This is a genomic window from Aquimarina besae (assembly GCF_042434905.1).
Taxonomy (GTDB): Bacteria; Bacteroidota; Bacteroidia; order Flavobacteriales; family Flavobacteriaceae; genus Aquimarina.
In genome coordinates this window covers 316,299-337,897 of record NZ_CP170199.1, presented here as the reverse complement: position 1 = coordinate 337,897, position 21,599 = coordinate 316,299, and the positions used below count along the sequence as shown (strand labels likewise).

Annotated in this window: 21 protein-coding genes and 1 pseudogene; 7 read left to right on the top strand and 15 right to left on the bottom strand. The window is 33.8% G+C overall.

The genetic code is table 11. The annotated features are described in order from the left end of the window. Positions 1–61 precede the first annotated feature (61 nt). The 4 genes and pseudogenes from ACE94K_RS01480 to ACE94K_RS01465 all read left to right on the top strand — a co-directional run bounded on the left by ACE94K_RS01480 (position 62) and on the right by ACE94K_RS01465 (position 4,034). Positions 62–772, top strand: a complete 711-nt coding sequence (locus ACE94K_RS01480) for a DUF547 domain-containing protein (protein ID WP_378178923.1) — start codon at positions 62–64, stop codon at positions 770–772. 73 nt (positions 773–845) lie between these two features. Further along, positions 846–1,732, top strand: a pseudogene (locus ACE94K_RS01475) (hypothetical protein). 35 nt (positions 1,733–1,767) lie between these two features. Beyond that, a complete protein-coding gene (locus tag ACE94K_RS01470) occupies positions 1,768–2,778 on the top strand; it encodes a glycoside hydrolase (protein WP_378178920.1) in 1,011 nt (336 codons plus the stop codon). Then, positions 2,775–4,034, top strand: coding sequence for an FtsQ-type POTRA domain-containing protein (locus ACE94K_RS01465; protein WP_378178917.1), 1,260 nt, complete (start codon positions 2,775–2,777; stop codon positions 4,032–4,034). Before ACE94K_RS01470 ends, ACE94K_RS01465 begins: the two co-directional genes overlap by 4 nt. A gap of 48 nt (positions 4,035–4,082) precedes the next feature. Here the strand turns inward: ACE94K_RS01465 and ACE94K_RS01460 are convergent, their stop codons facing one another. The 8 genes from ACE94K_RS01460 to ACE94K_RS01425 form a co-directional block, all read right to left on the bottom strand. After that, positions 4,083–4,286, bottom strand: a complete 204-nt coding sequence (locus ACE94K_RS01460; RefSeq protein WP_378178915.1) for a hypothetical protein — start codon at positions 4,284–4,286, stop codon at positions 4,083–4,085. 122 nt (positions 4,287–4,408) lie between these two features. Next, positions 4,409–4,981 (bottom strand): YceI family protein, encoded by a 573-nt coding sequence (locus ACE94K_RS01455; protein WP_378178914.1) that lies wholly within the window; start codon positions 4,979–4,981, stop codon positions 4,409–4,411. 13 nt (positions 4,982–4,994) lie between these two features. Next, entirely contained in the window at positions 4,995–5,483 is a 489-nt protein-coding gene (locus ACE94K_RS01450; protein ID WP_378178912.1) for a hypothetical protein, read from the bottom strand. A gap of 2 nt (positions 5,484–5,485) precedes the next feature. Next, positions 5,486–5,875 carry a hypothetical protein gene (locus ACE94K_RS01445; RefSeq protein ID WP_378178910.1) on the bottom strand — a complete coding sequence of 130 codons (390 nt, stop codon included), beginning with the start codon at positions 5,873–5,875 and terminating at the stop codon, positions 5,486–5,488. Positions 5,876–5,998: 123 nt separating this feature from the next. Next, positions 5,999–7,114, bottom strand: coding sequence for a helix-turn-helix domain-containing protein (locus ACE94K_RS01440; RefSeq protein WP_378178907.1), 1,116 nt, complete (start codon positions 7,112–7,114; stop codon positions 5,999–6,001). Positions 7,115–7,138: 24 nt separating this feature from the next. Continuing rightward, positions 7,139–7,849, bottom strand: a complete 711-nt coding sequence (locus ACE94K_RS01435; protein ID WP_378178904.1) for a TIGR04283 family arsenosugar biosynthesis glycosyltransferase — start codon at positions 7,847–7,849, stop codon at positions 7,139–7,141. Positions 7,850–7,915: 66 nt separating this feature from the next. Beyond that, a complete protein-coding gene (locus tag ACE94K_RS01430) occupies positions 7,916–8,656 on the bottom strand; it encodes a DUF547 domain-containing protein (protein ID WP_378178901.1) in 741 nt (246 codons plus the stop codon). A 193-nt stretch (positions 8,657–8,849) separates the two neighbouring features. Then, positions 8,850–9,566, bottom strand: coding sequence for a DUF547 domain-containing protein (locus tag ACE94K_RS01425; RefSeq protein WP_378178899.1), 717 nt, complete (start codon positions 9,564–9,566; stop codon positions 8,850–8,852). 231 nt (positions 9,567–9,797) lie between these two features. On the opposite strand from ACE94K_RS01425, the gene ACE94K_RS01420 reads away from it, so the two are divergent. Beyond that, entirely contained in the window at positions 9,798–11,033 is a 1,236-nt protein-coding gene (locus ACE94K_RS01420; RefSeq protein ID WP_378178897.1) for an NADH:flavin oxidoreductase/NADH oxidase family protein, read from the top strand. A gap of 44 nt (positions 11,034–11,077) precedes the next feature. On the opposite strand, the gene arsM is transcribed toward ACE94K_RS01420, so the two are convergent. The 7 genes from arsM to ACE94K_RS01385 all read right to left on the bottom strand — a co-directional run bounded on the left by arsM (position 11,078) and on the right by ACE94K_RS01385 (position 16,300). Continuing rightward, positions 11,078–12,046, bottom strand: coding sequence for an arsenosugar biosynthesis arsenite methyltransferase ArsM (arsM, locus tag ACE94K_RS01415; RefSeq protein WP_378178894.1), 969 nt, complete (start codon positions 12,044–12,046; stop codon positions 11,078–11,080). 47 nt (positions 12,047–12,093) lie between these two features. Further along, positions 12,094–12,906, bottom strand: coding sequence for a purine-nucleoside phosphorylase (locus ACE94K_RS01410; protein ID WP_378178891.1), 813 nt, complete (start codon positions 12,904–12,906; stop codon positions 12,094–12,096). Next, entirely contained in the window at positions 12,899–13,516 is a 618-nt protein-coding gene (locus ACE94K_RS01405) for a TIGR04282 family arsenosugar biosynthesis glycosyltransferase (protein WP_378178888.1), read from the bottom strand. Before ACE94K_RS01405 ends, ACE94K_RS01410 begins: the two co-directional genes overlap by 8 nt. After that, positions 13,513–14,013, bottom strand: coding sequence for a rhodanese-like domain-containing protein (locus tag ACE94K_RS01400; RefSeq protein WP_378178885.1), 501 nt, complete (start codon positions 14,011–14,013; stop codon positions 13,513–13,515). The genes ACE94K_RS01405 and ACE94K_RS01400 overlap by 4 nt, the downstream gene beginning before the upstream one ends. Positions 14,014–14,163: 150 nt before the next feature. After that, a complete protein-coding gene (locus tag ACE94K_RS01395; RefSeq protein WP_378178881.1) occupies positions 14,164–14,844 on the bottom strand; it encodes a DUF2064 domain-containing protein in 681 nt (226 codons plus the stop codon). 13 nt (positions 14,845–14,857) lie between these two features. Continuing rightward, the gene (gene arsS / locus ACE94K_RS01390; RefSeq protein WP_378178878.1) at positions 14,858–15,913 is read right to left on the bottom strand and encodes an arsenosugar biosynthesis radical SAM (seleno)protein ArsS; all 1,056 of its coding nucleotides are present in this window, start codon (positions 15,911–15,913) and stop codon (positions 14,858–14,860) included. Positions 15,914–15,964: 51 nt separating this feature from the next. Further along, the gene (locus tag ACE94K_RS01385; protein ID WP_378178875.1) at positions 15,965–16,300 is read right to left on the bottom strand and encodes an arsenosugar biosynthesis-associated peroxidase-like protein; all 336 of its coding nucleotides are present in this window, start codon (positions 16,298–16,300) and stop codon (positions 15,965–15,967) included. A 655-nt stretch (positions 16,301–16,955) separates the two neighbouring features. On the opposite strand from ACE94K_RS01385, the gene bglX reads away from it, so the two are divergent. Then, entirely contained in the window at positions 16,956–19,271 is a 2,316-nt protein-coding gene (gene bglX, locus ACE94K_RS01380; protein WP_378178872.1) for a beta-glucosidase BglX, read from the top strand. A 3-nt stretch (positions 19,272–19,274) separates the two neighbouring features. Continuing rightward, the gene (locus ACE94K_RS01375) at positions 19,275–21,551 is read left to right on the top strand and encodes a glycoside hydrolase family 3 N-terminal domain-containing protein (protein WP_378178869.1); all 2,277 of its coding nucleotides are present in this window, start codon (positions 19,275–19,277) and stop codon (positions 21,549–21,551) included. Positions 21,552–21,599: the final 48 nt, after the last annotated feature.

Here is a 21,599-nt window from a genome sequence, read left to right as displayed (position 1 = left end):
CGTTAACCTATTTGACTCTTTTTCACCATACTTCTGATAAGGAAGTTTAAAAAATTACATCATGAAAAAAATAATATTAGCTATTGCTTTTCTAATTGGAGCGATTGGCTTTGCTCAAGATACATCTAGTTTTTTTAGGAAGGCGGATGCTTTTTTCAAAAAGTACGTTACCGATGGAAGGGTAGATTATAAAACAATAAAAAATGATCCGGCTTTATTGAATGAGCTGTTAGATATAGCTTCGGGTATCAATGTTTCGAAAGACGACGCAAAGACTTTTCAGGCATTTTATATAAATGCATATAACCTGTCTGTTATTAAAGGGATTGTAGATAATTATCCAACAAAGTCACCATTAGATATTAAGGGTTTTTTTGATAAAACGAAATATTCATTAGGAAGTAAGACCACCACATTGAACGATCTTGAGAATAAAATACTTCGTAACAATTTCCCGACAGAAGCTCGTTTTCATTTTGCTTTAGTATGTGCAGGATTAGGATGTCCTCCTATAATTCCGGAGGCATATCAACCCAATACTCTTGAGGAGCAATTACAGCGTCAAACCATCATCGCATTAAACAATCCTAATTTTATCAAAGTAAGTGGTAAAAAAGTACAGCTTTCTCAAATTTTTGAATGGTATAAAGGTGATTTTACTCAGAACGGCTCAGAAATAGATTATGTAAATCAATACAGAAAAGAAAAAATACCTACCGGAGCTAAAGTATCCTATTATCCATATAATTGGAGCTTAAACGAAATTAAATAAACAACAAGCAACATTTATCCAAGGTAAGGAAATCATAGCCTTACAAGTATTAATCGTATCACATAACTATATTATGAAATCAACTAAGAATATTATATCTATACTTTTTTTATGCCTTACAGTCATTGTCGGATTTGCTCAGGATGATGACAGTCAGGGATCTGTAATTCAGACGCTGACTCCTTCTAAGTTAATCGGAAAAGGTCAATACGATATCAAATGGTTTAACAATTTATATACAGAAACTAAAGATCTTTTTGGTCCAGGAGGAGAAAAAGAGACATTCCCAGAAATACTTTTTTTACCTCTACCTTAGAAGCTTATACTGGTATAGGTAATAACAAAAGGTGGAATATAGGTGCAATTTTAGAATTTAGATCAAATGCTGTTGGAGGAAGAGATGCTTTAGATGTTTTTCAATTTGATGGAGAACGAGGAACTGCAAGATCCGGTTTGACTTCCATAGCACCTTCTGTAAAATTTGTACCTCTTAAAAATGTAAATAATTTCTCTATTCAGAGTTCGTTTTTTATTCCATTAGTAGACAACGAAACCGAGGATGGTGTTTTTTTAGATCAAAATGGATTTATATGGCAAAATAGGTTCTTTTATGACTATACGTTTCCAGGAAACAAATTTCAGATTTTTGGAGAGATCAATTCTGAGTTGAATTTTGGAAAAGAAGAAGATAGTTTTGCTAATAATAGTTTGCGTTTAACCCCCGGTGTATTTTTCAGTTATTTCCCAAGTTCTAAATTTACAGTATTGGCATTGGCGCAACATTCAGAACTCATAGATTTAGGAAGCGATTTTGATCAAAATTTCACCGCTCTTGGTGGCGGAGCCAAGTATCAATTGACTAAAGAATTAAATGTTGAAGCGCTATATACTAATTTTGTAAGAGGCAATAGAACAGGCTTAGGAGAGACTTTTAACATTGGATTAAGAGCTGTTTTCTAAGATAATATTGTATTTTCAGCAGTATAAAAATTAATATGAAACATTTTTTTATACTGCTGGTCATACTGATGAGTAATAGCTGTACTGGACAGCAACCTAAAATAAACGGGATTAGTTTTGTAGGTTCTCCAAAAGAAATAAATGAAACTCATATAGATCCTATTATAAAGGTCAATGCAAACTGGGCAGCGGTGATGCCTTTTGGTTTCCTAAAGAATTTAAAAGAGCCTACCGTTACTTTTAATATAGATCGACAGTGGTGGGGTGAACGAGTAGACGGCGCAAAACGTACGATTGAGTTATTAAATCAGAAAGGAATTAAAGTAATGATGAAACCCCAGATATGGGTTTGGAGAGGAGAGTTTACAGGCAATATCAACATGGATTCTGAACAAAATTGGCAAACTTTAGAGAAGTCCTATGAAGATTTCATCCTTTTGTACGCTCATTTAGCTCAGGAAATGAAGGTTCCAATTTTATGTATTGGTACAGAATTACACACTTTTGTGCAAAAAAGACCAAAATATTGGAGTAGGTTGATACAAAAAATAAGATCCGTGTATAAAGGAAAGTTAACCTATGCAGAGAACTGGGATCAGTTTGACAAAGCTCCTTTTTGGGATCAGTTAGATTATATAGGGATTGATGCTTATTTTCCGGTTTCTGATAGTAAAACACCAACAGTAGAGGAACTAAGAGAAGGTTGGCGATCTCATAAAAGTAAAATTATAGCATTGCAAAGAACCACAGGAAAACCTATTCTTTTTACAGAGTATGGATATAGAAGTGTTTATTATACAGGAAAAGAACCCTGGGATTCTAATAGAGTGAACGGTAATGTCGATCTAAAGGCACAAAGCAATGCCTTAACAGCTTTATATGAAGAGTTTTGGAATGAACCATGGTTCGCCGGAGGATTTCTTTGGAAATGGTATCATAATCATGAAAAAGTTGGGGGAGAAGAAAATAATAGATTTACCATACAGAATAAACCCTCAGAAAAGATTGTAAAAGACTTTTATTCAGCTCATAACACAAAGAAATGATATTTCGGCTTACTCTTATTTTTTTCATCTTGATTGCTCTGGCCACAAATGCTCAGGAGAAGCTAATTTCTAATGTACGGATACAGGGTAATAAAAAAACTAAAACAAAAGCGATAAAAAAGTTGAGTAATATTCGAGAAGGAATGGCGCTAGATTCGTTGGTGATAGAAAAGGATATTAAAAGATTAAAACGATTACCATCGATCGCTCATGCATATTATCAAGTTCACGAAAAAACTGAAGGTTACGAGGTAGTTTATGGTGTTGAGGAGAACTTTACAATCATCCCGGGTATCAATGTATATACAACCAATGATGATGAATTTGCATTTAGAGTTTCCTTATCAGAGTTTAACCTATTAGGTCAGAATATAACGCTTGGAGGATACTATCAAAATGATATCTACAACGCGTTTGGAGCCCAGATTAGAGCTCCTTTTTTATTTAATAAACATCTGGGATTAGCTCTCAACTATCAAAATCTTACTACGCTTGAACCGGTATTCTTAGAGAATGGAACAGCCGATTATAAGTATAACAATACCTCTTATGAAATTAGCGGATTATATCAAATCAATTTACAGCACAGAGTAGAACTTGGAATCAATTATTTCAACGAAGATTACGAGTACAAAACAGGAGTAACGAGTCCTGATGTACCACAAGATTTTGACGTAAATAAGCTACTGTATAAATTTATATATGAGTATAACAATCTAAATTTTTATTACCAATATGTGTCCGGTTTCAGAAGTGTATTGAATTCTCAATATGTAATTAGTACAGAAGATGTACTGCCAGACTTTTTTATTTGGTGGAATGATTTTTTGTATTATCAACGCATAGGAAAACGAGGAAATTGGGCAAATCGTTTACGAGTAGGACTAGCAACAAACGATGACACCCCGTTTGCTCCATTTGCAGTAGACAATAATTTGAACATTCGCGGTGTTGGGAATATTATAGATCGTGGAACCGGAGTGATTGTTTGGAATACAGAATATCGTCATACACTATATGATAAGGATTGGTTTGTGTTACAAAGTAATGTATTTGTAGATGCAGGTAGTTGGAGAAATCCTGGAGGAGATTTTGGAGATTTTGGAGATTCTCAGAATTTTAGAGTATATCCGGGAATTGGCTTACGATTTATGCATAAGCGGATTTTTAATGCGATTTTTAGGATAGATTATGGATACGGAATCACAAGAGATGCGACCAATGGTTTTGTGTTTGGAATAGGGCAATATTTCTAGGATAATTGGGATTCATTAAAAGAATGAACCCCAATTTTTTTACTGATATTATTCAAATATACCTGAAATACACATATGCGTTTCTCTTGTTCCTAAACAACACCCGTTTGGTAGAGGGTATCCTCCACAACCCAAACATTTCTGAGCGTTCACAGGATTTGGACAAGCTCCAAGATTACCACCATTTACAGATCTTTGTTCTTCTTTACTAAGTGCTTGAGCATTTTTTAAATTCAAAATGTTTTTTAACATAATTAAGGTTTTAATAATGATATTTCCCCAAACATTTAAAGACACTTGAGGTTTATGTCTGTAAACATTTATAACGTTAAAAATGGGGAAATTATTACTTTTTGCGTAACGTTCTTTTTTCATTATTCTGAAAACACTAACCTTCCCTCTAGTATAAACTCATCCGCTATTGCATTTTCTTTCATACGTTTAAAAATACTAGGTGAGTTATGGTTAATACCATATTTGGTTCTATCGATAGCATATTTAAATTTCAGAATAATACCAGATTTAGTTCGTTCAATCGTTACGGGAATATTTTCTGTATTTGTTTTTCCTTTGATAGTTAGTTTTCCCATTAAATCTATCGAATCGTTTTTAACAACTGCTTCATTATGAATAGAAAAAGTAGCTTCTGGATAGGTTTTTACTTCAAAAAAGTCTTCGTTTTTCAGATGGTCCTTAAGATCCTTGTTTTCGTGATCAATGCTTTTCATATTAATGATAATGTTTAAATCCGAAATTACAGCATCGGTCATAGAAAGAGTTCCTTTTTTAGGAGCTATCGTTCCTTTTAATGAATAAGAATTAAATGCCGCTTTTCCTGTCCAGAACATTGTTGATTTTTTGGTATTTAATATATAATTCTGACTATGGATTTCTTGCACACCAAGTATAAGGGAAAGAGTGAGAATGATTAACTGTACTATTTTCATTTTGAATATTTTTTCAATTTAAAAGTTTATCTGTTGTTTCTATTTTTTCATATCCGCATACAGTTTCGCCATCTTTTGTAATACCAATAAAATACCACATAGCCCATCCTCCATAAAGTAAGTTGTCTGAACGCCAATTTTTGGCCCAAGTGTAGGGTTCAGACTGTTTCATTACCTCCTTTTTAGTTCCAAAATTTTTGTTTAGTTCTTTTAGAGGATATGTTTTCCTGAGATTCCATTGATTATTGTAAAAAAGGAAGGCTCCATATTCAATGATTTTGATTTCACTCTGCTTGCACAAAATTGTTGTATTATGTTTCCAATAATATCGGTCATTAATTTTTATGGGATCAATAGTTTTAGGAAAGTTATTTACTTCAATTACTTTGCGTAAGCTTTTTAGTTTCTCAGGTAATTCATCGTTAATTGGAATCCCATAATTTATTTGTGCTGAAAGGGAAATAGAATAAGTTAGTAATAATAGTATGATAATTCTTTTCATGGCTATTTAGTTTTTTCGGCTATCCAAACCGCTAAAAACCCTCTATCTACTGCGTGGGTCGAACCATATAGTTTTCCATCTTTATAGTAAAAAGCTGTATTATAGCTTCCACTATTATCACCAGAGATTAGAGCAACGTAAATGATACCTAATTGTGTGTTTACTCTTCCTTCCTTTATTTTTACTCCTTCTCGATAAAAAGTTCCGTGAACAGAGTTGTTATCTATTTTATCTATTTGCATCAAAGCAAAATTGGAATCTGTTGTGTTTTGCGGACTCATATCTAATTTCCATTTTCCGACTATTGACTGTAAATCTATATTGTTTTCTTGTGCTATACTTGAAAAGAAAAGTATTAATAAGAATGATGTTAAGATTAAGGTACGTTTCATTTTTGCTGATTTTAAAATTTATATGACACAAATATTCATCAAATGCAGCAAAAAATCGTTTCAATTGGCTAAATGAGACTGATTTTTAGAAAAATGAACGGATCAATTTTTTAATTGAAACCTTTAATCTTTTGATTTTAGAGCGCTTGGAGGGTTTCCAGTAATTTTCTTTACAGCTCTGTTAAAAGAAGCTTTAGAATTAAAACCTGCTTCATAGGCTAGGGCTAGCAGTGTAAGATTATCATTTTTGGGATTTTCAAGCAATTTTTTTACTTCTTCAAAACGTAGCTCATTGATATAGTCATTAAACTTTTTCTGGTATAAAGTATTTAAACATTTAGTAACCAAATAAGGTTTTGTAGATAGTTGTTTGGATAATGATGCTAATGTAAGTTCTGGATCCCTAAATAACCGTTCTTTTTCCATTTTTGATTCCAATATTTTTGCAATTTTTTGTAGCTGTTCTTTTTCCTTGTCAGAGACGATTGTTATTTCCTTAAAAGCAGATTCTTTTCTTCGGGCAAACCCCTCAAGACCTAACCAGTAAGTTATAATTGCCATTCCAATAAAAACAGGATGCCCGTAAAAGAAATTACTGGCGAAATTGAAAAAGAAAAAATCAATTAATATCCCTAAAACATATAGAATCGAAAATATTTTCATCACTAAAACTACTCTTTTAATCCAATCAATTTTTTCAGGAAGAATTTTATAACCATCTAACTGAATAGTATGACTCAATATTTTTTCAGCTTTACTACTATAGAAAATAATTAATGCTCCAGAGATGACAAACATTGTAGGATAATGCATCCATACTACATACCCCCAATATCCCAACCAAGAAAGGCTTTCGCGAGTGCCGTCCCAATAAAAATTTTGTGCTTTTATAAAAAAGCTCCAAATAAATTCAATGAATACAGGAAGAAAATGGTTCCATTCTTTTTGGTGTAACTTAAATTTTGGATTAACGTAGCTTTTAACAAAAAAGTAAATGAGTGTTCCGTAAATCCAGTTGTATTCTAATAATATATGATACCAGAAATCATAACGCCCTAATCCAAAAATATTTAACGTTTCTACGATTAGTCGATATGAAAAAAAGAATAATATAGCGGCTAGAAATCGATTAGCAATGTAATGTAATCCTTGTTTTTGCCATAGTATAATTCCAAATATAATTCCTTGGATAGCACCAATACAAAGCAAAATGACCAAAAGTATTTCTATAGTTTTCACCTCAATAAAGATAAAGAAGAAGATTTAAGAAACAACTTTTTCCTTATAATACCTGTATAGCTCTTCTGATGAGGCACCCAGCCATCTTCTCATATGGATGTTTAAGAAGTGGTATTGTAACCGCCATACGCCAACTTCTCTGTAACGTCTAGCCGATGTGACCACATATTTCGGGATAATTACAAATTTATTTATTGCAAAGAGTCGGTCTACCAGATCATTATCTTCGTAGACGATATAAGCTTCGTCATAACCTTTAATTTCTTTAAATAAGGAAGTGGTAATGAATTGGCTTTGATCACCTCCACGACAGCGTTTACTTTCGAATTGTGTTAACCAACCCAGAAAACGAAGCCACCAATGATTAGAATCAAATTTCATGCGAAAACAGCCGGCTTCATTTCCATTGTGGATTTCTGCAAGAATATCTTTATCGTACCCATTAGGAGGAAAAGAATCAGCATGTAAAAAGTATAGTATCTCTCCAGATGCTTCTGCAGCCCCGATATTCATTTGTTTGGCACGTCCTTTTTCTGAAGAAATAAGTTGAATCGAAGTTTTTTGGGTATTTGCAAAATTCTCAATAATGTCTTGAGATCCATCTACGCTTCCTCCGTCTACCACAATAATCTCCTGAATGTTTGTTTCAGAATTGGCTATTTTTATCAAATGGGAAAGCAGCTTACAGATAGTAGCTGCTTCATTAAGAATAGGAATGATAATGGATATTTTCAATGTATTAGACGTTTACTTCTTTTATAAATTTACATATTTACTTTTTAACAGAATTGTTGGATTATTTTAATCAAGTACATACCCATCGTATAGAGTTTGAAATTCATTCAAGTTCCAGTTGTAATTTTTATATCCTTTTTCTTTCTGATTTGCAATTTTAATTCTTGCATAACGATTGATAAAACTTATGACATCTCCTCCATTTACCTTAAAATCTCTTCTATACCAGTCGAATATTTTAGAAACACTTACTTCGTATGGAGTTATGGTATTCTTAGTAGGATCATTAATAAATTTTTCGGTTTGACTATCTAGTGCTCTTTGTAAATTCTTTCCTGTATAGGCCCGGTTCCATACGACTGGACAAGAAATAGAGGCGCAATTAATTGCAAAATGAATTCGAGGGTCACCAAATTTTCTTAGGATCTTATGCTCTAGTTCGTTAAGACTAAACCATTCTCCGTCGATTTTGAAGAATTTTTTATCCCAAGGCTTTTTTAAGTCCTTAATACTTTTAACCGGGTAGCTATCAATAATTAATTTTACCGTGTATGCGTTATAGGCATTTATCCAATATGCGATTTTTTCATCTCTTGACCAACTCCTATTCGGTGTATTCTCTGATAGTTCTTGAAAATATTTATAAAGTAGAGAGCTATCCCTCATAAAACCATTATAATTAACATTGCCATCTGCTGAAACATTCAACAAAAGTGCCTGATCCCAAGTATCGTGGATGAACTTTTCTTGGCTAAATCCTAATACAGTAAAAAATATTGTGATGTATAAAGTAGTAATTGTTTTCATTGCGTATTGTTTTTATGAATAATATAATTCTAGTAAGCCAATTCTTTATTAGAATTAAAAACTTACACCAATACTTACGGTCTTGTTTTACTAATGGTTGTGAAAATTATGTTAATATAATTATTTCGATAAAATTACCCGAAAATACCTTTTGGGAGAGCTGCGGTTTTTTGTTATTTCATCTGGTCTAATTTTATTTTTCATTTAAACTCCAATCGTACGTTTTGTATCCTTTCTTTTTTTGTTTGTCTATCTTGATTGTAGCGTATTTATTAATAAAATCTTTTGCATCTTCTCCATTTACCTTAAAATCTTTCTTAAACCAGCTAAAGATTTTTGAGACTTCAACAACTTCTTCTGTAATTGTGTTTCTTTTAGGGTCATTAATAAAATTTCTGGTTAATGTTTCCAGGGCATCGTTCACGTTGTTAGCAGTAAAAGCTCTATTCCAAACAATGGGACAAGAAAAAGATGCACAGTTAATTGCAAAATGGATTCTGGGTTCATCTAGTTTTCTCAAAATTTTATGTTCTAGCTCGTTCAAGCTGTGTAAAACACCATTTATTTTAAAAAACTGCCTGTCCCAAGGATCTTTAATCTCTTTAATGCTTTTTAAAGGATAGTTATCGATGATCAATTTTATGGTATATGCATTATAGGCATTAATCCAATACGCCAGTTTTTCTTCTTTACTCCAATTTTCATTAGGAGGATTATCAGAAAGATATGCGAAATATTGATACAGTTGTGCACTATCTCTCATAAATCCTTTGTAATCTACCTTACCGTCTTCAGAAACATTAATTAATAAAATCTGATCCCAAATAGCGTGATCAAGGTTTTGTTGTGCTTTTGTCTGAAAAGAGATAAAACAGATCAGTATAAATACAATTATTTTTGGGGTTTTCATTTTTTAGTCTTTTAAAAAAACTTCAAATGTTTTTATCTACAAATGAAGGAAGTTCAACTTATAATTACTTTTTGATTATTTAAATAACGAAATCTTTTAATAAATATTCATTAATATCTGGTATTAGTCCAAAGTATATGCCAGACCTTACAAATACATTCTTTTAGGTCTAAATTTTAGGTTTTGTAGTTCACTTCTGATTCCGTATTATTGTGATCGAACTATTTTTATATGATTAGTACAGTTTTAACACTTCCTTGTGGAGCAACATTGAATAACAGGTTAGTGAAATCTGCCATGACAGAGCGTATTAGTAATAATAAGTTTGAACCGACCAAAGGACATGAACAATTATACAAAGATTGGTCAGATACCGGAGCAGGATTATTGATTACAGGTAACGTGGTCATCGATCGAAAACACTTGGAGTCTGCTGGTAATGTATGTTTTGATGATGAAAAGATGTTACCAAAATTAGAGTCGTGGGCAGAGGCAGGAAAAAAACAGGGTAATCATATCTGGGTTCAGATATCTCATTCTGGAAGACAAACCAATCGATTTGGCACCAATAGACCTTTGGCACCTTCTGAGGTGCAGCTAAAAAAATTAGGACTTTTCGGTAAACCTAAAGCAATGACTGAGGACGACATTCTGGATGTAATCCAGCGCTTTTTAAAAGCAGCCAGGCTTGCCAAAGAAGCTGGTTTTACCGGAGTTCAAATTCACTCGGCACATGGATATTTATTGAGTCAGTTTTTATCTCCTGTTACAAATATGAGACCCGATCGTTGGGGCGGAAATATTGAAAACAGAAGTCGCTTACTACTTACAATTCTTAGAGAAGTAAGAAAAGCTGTTGGACCTGATTTTCCCATTTCAGTAAAGTTAAATTCTGCCGATTTTCAGAGAGGTGGATTTACTGAAGAAGAATCGCTGGAAGTTATAAAAATGCTTGATCAGGAAAAGATTGATCTGCTGGAAATATCCGGAGGAACCTATGAGAAACTGGCTTTCTTTATAATGAATGAAGAAGGAGCTACTGTAAAAGAGAGTACAAAGAAACGAGAAGCATATTTTATTGATTTTGCTAAAAAGATAAGAGCTATTAGCAAGCTACCTCTTATGATCACTGGTGGTTTTAGATCTTATGATTTCTGTAATGAAGTTTTGATTAATGGCGAAGTCGATCTAATCGGTATGGCGCGACCGTTTATCACTAATAGAGAAGATATATCTTTGTTTCTCAAAGGAGAATTGACAACTCTTGAAAATCTGGTACTTCGTACTGGATTAAAGCAATTTGATGACGCCGCAGAAGGAGGTTTTTATGCCAGACAAATCATTCGCTTTTCTAAAGGAAAGAAATTAAAGACTACAATGAACCCACTTTGGTGTTCTATATTTTTGATTTTATATGAATTCAGAAAGGCAATGGCTAAGAAATTCACTCGAAAAAATAATCCCTAAAATAGTAAGCTACTTTAGGGATCTAAAATTATTACTTTTACACTCTAACAACACCCGCCGCCATCATAATGGTAGGTAGATTCACTAATAAAAATATCATCTCTTCCTAAATTTGCAATAGCATTGGCAGTCTTATCACAAACTGCAAGTGGCTGATTTTTTAGCAGTATGTGCCCTTTTTTATCATCAAAGTAATCTTGATCACCATAATAAATGGCGGCTTTACCTGTAAATATACACGGTCCATCATCTGGCATTGGATCTTTGATCGCAGCAACTTCTATAGACTCAATGTATATTAATTCATCGGTTTCATAGTTTTTAGGATCCAAAATTCGATAAGGCTTACGAGCTCTTATTTCTATGGTGCCAAAACCAACATCCGTTAATGCTTTAACGTATTCGGCTATGGGTAAGCTGCCGCTAAGACATAAAGCTCTCAGTCTTTCATCATTTCTTAGGGTGTCATTCATAGGCTGTTCACAAGTAGGGTCGCTCATCACTAATCTCCCGTGAGGTTTTAAAACACGATACATTTCTTCAATAGCTTTCTTCAGATCGTCTGCTTTAAAAATATTGAACAGACAGTTTTGAGCAGCAACATCGATACTATTATCTTCTACAGGAAGGTTTAATGCATCACCAAATCTAAGATCTACAAAATCACTCTTAAACCAATCATTTTGCTCTTCGGCTTCTATAAAATTTTTGCGAGAAGCTTCTAACATTTCTTGTACAACATCAATGCCAATAACTCCACCTTTTTGACGGGAGAAGTAAGAGAATTGTAATAATTCCATTCCTCCACCAACACCCACATAAAGAATTTTGGGATTATTGGTCAAGTCACGAGCGTTTACAGTGCTACCACAGCCATAATTCATCTCTTGCATGATTTTTGGGATTTTCAATCCCGGTAGTTCCCAAATCGGATTCGTTGTACAGCATAAACCTACATCAGGAGTTAATGCTGCTTCTTTGTAGACATCGTGGGTAGTTTCTAAATAACTCATATATTTTTATTTCTTCGTTTAAAAGTGATACGTTTTGATTGGTTTTACTAAAGAGATTTTATCAATTCTTTAAATAATAAAATCATTTCCGGTTCTGCTTTTCCGGCCATTGCTATGATTTCATCAATATCTACAGGTTGAAGATTGTCTGGATCACATTCATCAGTCAGAACAGAAACTGCGGCAACAGGAAGATGCAGGTGATTTGCAACAATAACTTCAGGAACCGTACTCATTCCTACGGCATCTGCGCCAATAATTTTTAAATAACGATATTCTGCGCGAGTCTCCAGTTGAGGTCCAACAACCGAGGCGTACACTCCTTTATGCAGATTGATTTTGTTTTCTTTGGCAATAGAAACTAGTTTATTGTTAATTATTTTGTCATAAGGAGCACTCATATCTGTAAAACGGGTTCCCAATTGTTCTACTCCTTTGAAAGCTAATGGAGAACCACCTTGAAGATTGATATGGTCATCTATAAGCATCAATTCTCCTTTTTTAAAGTTTAAATTAATAGCACCAGATGCATTAGATACAAGTAAGGTTTTAATACCTAATTGATGCATCACCCGCACGGGATAGGTTACGTCTTGTAGCGAGTAGCCTTCATATAAATGAAAACGGCCTTGCATCACTACGACCATTTTATTTTCTAGTTTCCCGTATATTAATTTCCCTTTATGGAATTCTACCGTAGCTGTTGGGAAATTAGGAATATGATTATAGCTTACTTCTTTGATAATTTCGAGTTCATCTATAAGTTGTCCTAATCCTGTTCCTAAGATGATACCTATTTCTGGATTATCAAATCCTTTTTCTTGTAAGTATTCGGTTGTTTCTTTAATGTATTTAGTCATTTTGATAGCTTAATAAATGTTGAAAAACGGGGATGCCTTTAATATCTTCATAATAATCAACATCATTACGTTCTTCTAATAATTTGATATTGGTTTGTTCTAAATCGTTTAATGTGTTCTTTAATACTGTAGCTGTCCCCCAGGATTTATTATTAAAAACCTGTGAATTTAGAGTTTTCATTCCTAATAAATAATAACCCCCATCTTCTGCAGGACCTATGACATAATCATGCGTTTCTAACATATCAAATGCTTGTTCCAAATCTGCTTGGCTTAGATCATACATGTCACTTCCTATAATAATTATATTGGTGTATCCAGCTTTAAATCCGTTTTGGAATGCATTATACATCCGATCACCAAGGTCTTCCCCTTCTTGTTGCTTTTTATCATAGCTATGAGAATCCCAGATATCGTTATCTCTAATCTTTTCAGAATAGTGAACCTCTTTGGTTAATGCCAGGTTTTTAGTAATCGTTACCGTGTGCTTTAGTAAAAGCTCATATACTTCTAAAGCGGCTTCATCTCCTATAGTTCCTGCTAGTCGGGTCTTGCATTTACCCAATTCCGGATTTCGGGTAAAAATCATTAGCAAATTACGTTTCTTCACTTTTTGTATACTTTTTTTCCATTATATAACCATTTTCCCCATTCTCTAGAAAATGCATGAACTTTGTTTGTTTCCTTTCCTTTAGAATCAACTACTTCAAAATCATTATTTTTCCATTCAAATATTCCTCCGTATAGATTGAATACATTATGATAACCAGCCTCTTTTAATTTTTCTGAAATATCTTCTGATCGTATTCCTAAGCTACAATAGACAACAATTTTAGATTCCTTTGTAATATTTTGATCAGATACAGTTTTTAATTTAAAATGATCATATCCTACATATATCGCACCTTTAAGATGACTTGTTTGGTATTCGTCAATTTCTCTGGCATCCAGTAGAATAACCTCATTTTGTATTTTATTTAGTTCTTTAACCGATATATAAGGTATACTCTCATTATTATACTGATCAAGCAATTCATCAAGTGAATCCTGACTCATAACCAAAAATGGCAAGGAAATAAATAGTAGTACTGAGGTTATTTTTCTCATATAAAAGTATGACCTATTATTGTCGCTATACAATGTATTATAATATTAAAATAAAGTTTAGCTTACAGAAGTCGATGATTTAAACTACATACGAATTTTTTATATAAGCTTGTTTTGATAGGAAAGGGCCTGGTTAGAATTGAAATGACCTTAGGCCCCGCAAAGAGGAGAACCCTTGTTATAAAAAGAAGGGAGATGATTATTATATTTTAGTATCTCTGTATATTTCGGTATCTCTATGGGAGAATGACAAATATGATATATAATTGCCCGAAGAGCATTTGAAAAAGTAAAACTTAGTCTACAAATTGATTTTAGATCTTCGGGATTGTCAATGTCTTGTAAAACTTCCAGCTGTGCTACTTCGATTTTTGCAGTTTTAATCAAAAGCGATATGCTCTTGGCTAAGTTTTTGGATTGCCAGGGAAGTTTTAAAAAAGTACTTAAACTAAATTGAGATTTATGTAATCCCATGAGATAAAATCCACCATCTACAGAGGGGCCAAGCACAAATTTATCATTTTCTAGTTGTCTGGCACTTTCTAATAAATGATGCTTCCTTAAATGAGGAGTGTCATTTCCTATTGTGATTATATTTTCGAATCCAAGATCATAGGTGGTTTGGATTGCATTAACAAAACGTTCCCCAAACGTTTTTCCATGCTGATCTTTTTCTGTAGAAATAAAATAAGGAATCCCCGAATTTTCTACAACTGCAATTGTTTTTTTAGTAAGCTCGGTAAATAGTTTTTCACCTCCAATAATAGGTTTATGCAGAAGCTCTTCCTTAGAAGAGTTCGCAAAAACTAATATGGCGGTTTTTTTGTTCATCTATCGATGTTTATTATGCTACGGTTCCTTGACAACTACTTCCTGCACCGGCAGTACAACCATAACAGTGCTGAGAAATAATAATATTTCTGTTTTGTAATAATTCTTCGTTATACTCACTAATATGTTTTACTTTACTTGCCACTTTAAGGTCTAACATTTGGTTAAAGTCACAGTCATAAAGCCAACCATCCCAACTTATCGAAATCGTATTGGTACACATTACATTTGCAACAGCAGATGGATTATACGCTTCTACAAGAGCGTACATATAATCCTCATAATTTTCTGAAGCAATCAAATAATCCAAAAATCTACTGATGGGTAAATTAGTAATTGCAAACAAATTATGAAAGTGAATTCCAAAATCTTCTAATAGCGCTTTTTTAAAATCCTTCTCCATAGAAGCCTGATCCCCTGGTAAAAAAGCACCCGAAGGATTGTAAACCAAATCTAATCTTAAATCGCTATTCGGCATGCCATACCCTCGCTCATTAAGTTCCTGTAGCGCTTTGATGGACTTATCAAAAACGCCATCTCCTCGTTGCTTGTCGGTTTTACCCCTTGTCCAATGCGGCATGGATGAAACTACATGAACATTATGCTTTTTAAAAAAATCAGGGAGGTCATAATATTTTTTGTTTGCTCTTATGATGGTAAGATTGCTTCGAACAATAAAATCTTTGATTCCGGCTTTACTTGCTTCTTCTACAAACCATCTAAAATTAGGATTCATCTCTGGTGCTCCTCCGGTCAAATCTAATGTGTGCGCTCCAGTTGTTTTTATGACCTCGAGACATTGTTGCATCGTCTTTTTTGTCATGATTTCTTTTCGGTCTGGACCTGCATCTACATGACAATGTTCGCAAACCTGATTGCACATATAACCAACATTGATCTGTAGAATTTCTAATTTATTCGGGCGTAATGGGTGATGTCCAATTTCAGAAATTTTGTCGGCAAATTTTGGCAATTCTCCATTTGCAAAGATTCCGTTATTCAGAATTTCTAATTGTCTGTGAGAATCAGCCAGTTCATTATTTCTTTTTTTTAGTGACTTAGTAGCCATATATTGCATTTAAGGGTGACTTCTCTTATGTGTAATAGATTTCGTACTCTATTACATAGAGAGTTTTTCATATTTATTCATCATTTGCACACCGTGTACCAGTGTAGCTCCACTTTCAATAGCTGCCCCTGCGTGCACGGCCTCCATCATTTCTTCCTTTGTAATTCCTTTCTGGAGACCATCTTTTGTGTAAGCGTCAATACAATAAGGACATTTTACTACGTGTGAAACTGCAAGAGCAATTAATGATTTTTCGCGTGCAGAGAGTGCGCCTTCTTCAAAAACTTTTCCGTAGTAATCAAAGAATTTAGTGCCTAGCTCTTCACTCCATTCTGTTATTTTTCCAAATTTTCTAAGATCATTAGGATCATAATATGTTTTAGACATGTTTTGTCAATTTTTAGTGGTGGGAATTCATTGTTAGTCGTACATCAAAGATCAAAACTTACAATGAATCAAATAATTTTTAATTAAGACTAAAGTCTGCATAATGAATTTAAAATAAAAGTTAATGTTAAATTATTATGTATTTTTTAATAAAAATAGCTTTTGTAAGACTTAAAAAAGTAAGTTAATCCGAATTGTTTTCTGGGTACTTTTTATCAAACATACTTACTAAATTCTGTTTAGAATGTTAAGAAAATATCCCTGATTGACGAAGGACTAAGATATGTTGATTCGTTAAAAAATGATAGAATGCAAATCTTTATTGTATTTAAATAATCTTTACTAGCCTTTATTTTTCTTGTTTATCTAGTTTTAAATAAAACACATTATTTTATATTCATACATTTGATTATTAGTATTTTATAATGTGTTTTGTTTAAAAATTAATACAATTGTAAAGTATTTGTAAATACAATGTTAAGATTAATACGTTGTTATTTGTAGTCCTGTATTGTTGTAAATTTATCCACGGTAGTATTTAAAAATCTAAAATATTTATTTACGTTACCGATGATGGCAGAGTAAATACAATGTAGGTATGGTGTGTAATATGTTTTTATTTAGATAATTTATTAATTAATAAAAAAGAAGATCTGTGAAAGCTTTAAAAAAATGGAGATTAAAGAGTATTAATTTGGCAATAATTGCAGGACTTTTTTTTATGACACCTGAGTTTAATTTCGCTCAAAACTCGGAAAATAAGAAATCATCTGTTGATATTGAAAAGAAAGTAGATAGTGTACTTTCTTTAATGACAATAAAGGAAAAAATAGGGCAGCTGGTATTATATAATGGGAGTTGGGACGTAACCGGACCACCTTCAGATGTTGGTAATAAAGAAAAGTATCAAAAGCTTAAGAACGGAGAAGTCGGGGCTATGCTTAATGCGACTTCAGTGGCTGGGACAAAAGAACTACAACGTACAGTAATTGAAAATTCCAGGTTAAAAATACCTTTACTTTTTGGTTATGATGTGATACACGGTTTTAAGACTATGTTTCCTATCCCCCTTGGAGAGAGTGCCAGTTGGGATTTGGAGGCAATTACCAAATCTTCAGCCATAGCCGCAAAAGAGGCGACTGCTTCTGGTATAAATTGGGCATTTGGACCCATGGTTGATATTTCTAGAGATGCACGTTGGGGAAGAATTATGGAAGGAGCCGGTGAAGATCCATTTCTGGCTTCAAAAATTGCAGTAGCCAGAGTAAACGGTTTTCAGGGTAGTGACTTATCTGATAGTAGTACTTTGGCAGCTTGTGCAAAGCATTTTGCAGCCTACGGTTTTGCTGAGGGAGGAAGGGACTATAATACCGTAAGTATAGGTGAATATGAATTGCATAATACGGTTTTGCCTCCGTTTAAAGCAGCGGTGGATGCTGGAGTGGCTTCTATGATGAGCGCTTTTAATGAGATCGATGGAATCCCTGCCACTGGTCATAAAGAACTACAAAGAGATATTTTAAAAAATAAATGGAACTGGGATGGGTTTATAGTTTCAGATTGGGCTTCTATTGCAGAGATGATATTCCACGGATATGCTAAAGATAAAACTCACGCAGCAGAATTAGCAATGAAAGCTGGTAATGATATGGATATGGAAGGCAGGGCCTATGAAACAGGTCTAGAGCAACTGGTAAAAGAAGGAAAAATTGATAAAAAATTAATTGATGAAGCAGCTAAGAGAGTCCTTCGTGTCAAATTTAAGTTAGGATTGTTTGATGATCCATTTAAGTATTGTGATGAAGAACGTGAGAAAAAGGAGATCTATACAAAGGAACATCTTGATGCTTCTAGAGATGTAGCGAGAAAATCGATTGTTTTACTAAAAAACGAGCGGAATATATTGCCTCTAAAAAAGGATTCAAAAAGTATTGCCGTTATTGGTCCATTGGCTGATGATAAGGATACTCCAATTGGTAGCTGGAGAGGAATGGCAACACCTAACTCTGCCATATCATTATTAGAAGGAATTAAAGCTACTGTAAATCCAAATGTAAAAATTTTATATGCTAAAGGAGTAGAATTAGGACTCGGAGAAAGAAGTTTTGTGCGTGATTTAAAGGTGAATAGAGATGATTTTAAAGGTATTGAAGAAGCTTTAAAGATTGCAAAAGATGCAGATGTTGTGGTTTTAGCAATTGGAGAAGAAGCTTTTCAATCAGGAGAAGCTAGGAGTCAGGTGAGTATTGAACTTACCAAACCGCAGCAAAAGCTATTCGAAGCTGTATATGCAGCCAATAAAAATATTGTGGTTGTTTTGATGAATGGCCGCCCAATGGCAATTAGTGATATTGCAGAAAAAGTACCTTCTATATTAGAAACATGGCATTTAGGATCGGCATCCGGAAATGCTATTGCAGATGTTTTATTTGGGGATTACAACCCTTCAGGAAAATTACCAGTTTCTTTTCCAAGACACGTGGGACAGTTGCCGCTATACTATAATGTAAAAAATACCGGAAGGCCAACAAATTCTGATGGAATGGTATTTTGGTCACATTATACCGATGAAAAAAATGATGCTTTGTTTCCTTTTGGACACGGGTTAAGCTATACAAATTTCGAATATAAAGATATAAAAATAAGCGCTCCGTCCTTTTCTGCCGGAGGTAAGATATCAGTTTCGGTAACGCTTACAAATACAGGTGAAAGAAAAGGAAAAGAAGTGGTACAGTTGTATATAAGAGATTTGGTTGGGAGTTTAACACGACCGGTAAAGGAATTAAAAGGATTTGAGTTAGTTGAGTTGGCTCCTAAAGAGAGTAAAACGGTCTCTTTTGAGATCAATGAGGAGACTATTAGATTTTATACAGCAAATAAAAAGTGGGAGGCAGAACCAGGGGATTTCAAAGCGTTTATAGGCGGAAGTTCAAAAACAGATCTAGAAATTGATTTTACTTTTAAAAAATAAAGAATGCGAAAATTGTATATAGTTTTAGTAACACTTATCGTGGTAAGTTGTACATCAGAAACAACTAATAATGAGAATAATAAATCTATGTCAGAAAAACCAGTAGAGAGCACAGAAATTGATAAAAAAGTAGCAAAGTTACTTTCTGAAATGACCTTGGAAGAAAAAGTAGGTCAAATGACACAGATTACACTAGACGTAGTAACCAAAGGTGACAATCAATATAGTTCATCGCAACCGTATCAATTAGATTCAGCCTTGGTGCATAAAGCAATTCATACATATAAAGTTGGATCTATTCTTAATACTCCCGGTATTCCTTTGTCAAGAGAAGAATGGTATCGTACCATTAAAATTTTTCAGGATGAGGCAGCAAAAACTCCAAGGCAGATTCCTATTATATATGGGATTGATGCAATACACGGAGTCAATTATACCACCGATGCTACTTTGTTTCCACAACAAATAGGGTTGGCGGCAACTTTTAATAAAGATTTGGTAAAAGAGGTAGCAAAAATTTCAGCTTATGAAACCAGAGCGTCTTCAATACCATGGAATTTTTCTCCGGTTTTGGGCTTAGGGCGAAATCCTTTATGGCCACGATTATGGGAAACTTTTGGAGAAGATGTTTATTTAGGAAAAACAATGGGAGTATCTATGGTAGAAGGGTACCAAGGCACATTGGGGGATCCAAACACAGTAGCCTCGTGCATGAAGCATTATCTAGGTTATAGTGTTCCACTTTCTGGTAAAGATCGTACTCCCGCTTGGATACCCGAAAGAGAATTAAGACAATATTTTTTACCGGCATTTAAAGAAGCTATAGATGCTGGGTCAGTCACATTAATGATCAATTCTGGTGAGATTAATGGAATTCCTGTTCACGCTAGCAAGTTTTTACTTACAGATGTATTGAGGAATGAATTAGGTTTTGAGGGCATCGCAGTTACAGATTGGGCAGATATAAATTATCTACACACAAGGCATAAAGTGGCAGAAACGATCAAAGATGCGATTAAAATGTCTGTCAATGCTGGAATAGACATGAGTATGGTACCGCACGATTTTGAATTTTCTGAGTTGTTGGTAGAATTGGTAAAAGAAGGAGATGTTTCTGAAAAAAGAATCAATGATGCTGTTGCAAGAATTTTAAAGGTTAAGATGCAATTGGGGTTGTTCGAGAAACCTGTTACAAATCCTAAGGATTATCCGGATTTTGGGTCTGATAAATTCGCTGCTATAAGCAAAAAAGCTGCCATAGAATCTTTTACGTTACTAAAAAATGAAGAGAATATATTGCCTTTGAAAAAGGGAACAAAAATAGTCGTAACCGGTCCAACTGCTAACACTATGAGATCTCTTAATGGAGGATGGTCTTATAATTGGCAAGGCAGTGAAGCAGATAATTATGCAAAAGATAAGAATACAGTAGCAGAGGCCTTTATGAATTTTGATAATGCTACGTTCGTCCAAGGTGTTTCTTTTGAAGGAAAAAATGATATCACAGCAGTTGTTAAAGCCGCCAGACAAAGTGAGGTGGTGTTACTATGTTTAGGCGAAAATTCGTATACAGAAACACCAGGTAATACAAATTCTATTCTGATGCCTAAGGATCAAGTAGAACTTGCAAAAGAATTAGCCAAAACCGGGAAGAAGATAATTCTGGTTTTATTAGAAGGAAGACCTATTATTTTTAATGAAATAGAACCTTTAGTTGATGCTGTTTTTATGGGCTATTTACCAGGAAACTATGGGGCAGACGCATTAGTGGATTTAGTTTATGGGATTGAGAACCCATCGGGTAGGTTACCAATAAATTATCCGAAACACCCACATGCGTTTGTAAATTATAATCACAAGCATTCTGATAATATTTCTGTACCTAATTATTATGAAGCTGACTACGATCAACAATATGAATTTGGTGATGGATTATCTTATACAAATTTCGAATATTCGGATTTATCACTGAGCGCCGATGAAATGGATCAGGATGGCTCTATCGAGGTTTCTGTGAATGTTACGAATACGGGTAAAACAAAAGGTAAAGAAGCAGTTCTGCTATTCATTAGTGATTTGTATGCAAGTATTACACCAGAGGTTCGTGCTTTAAAAGGTTATGAAAAGATTCTATTAGAGGCCGGAGCCTCTGAGAAAGTTTCATTTACAATCACAAAAGAAGAGTTGTCTTTTGTAAACGCAAAACTGGAAACGATCGCAGAGCCTGGTGATTTTGAGATTAAAGTAGGAGACTTAAAGAAAAAAATTAAGCTTAAATAATAATCATACGATGTGATATCTGAAGTTTTCAATAAATTAATACAGATC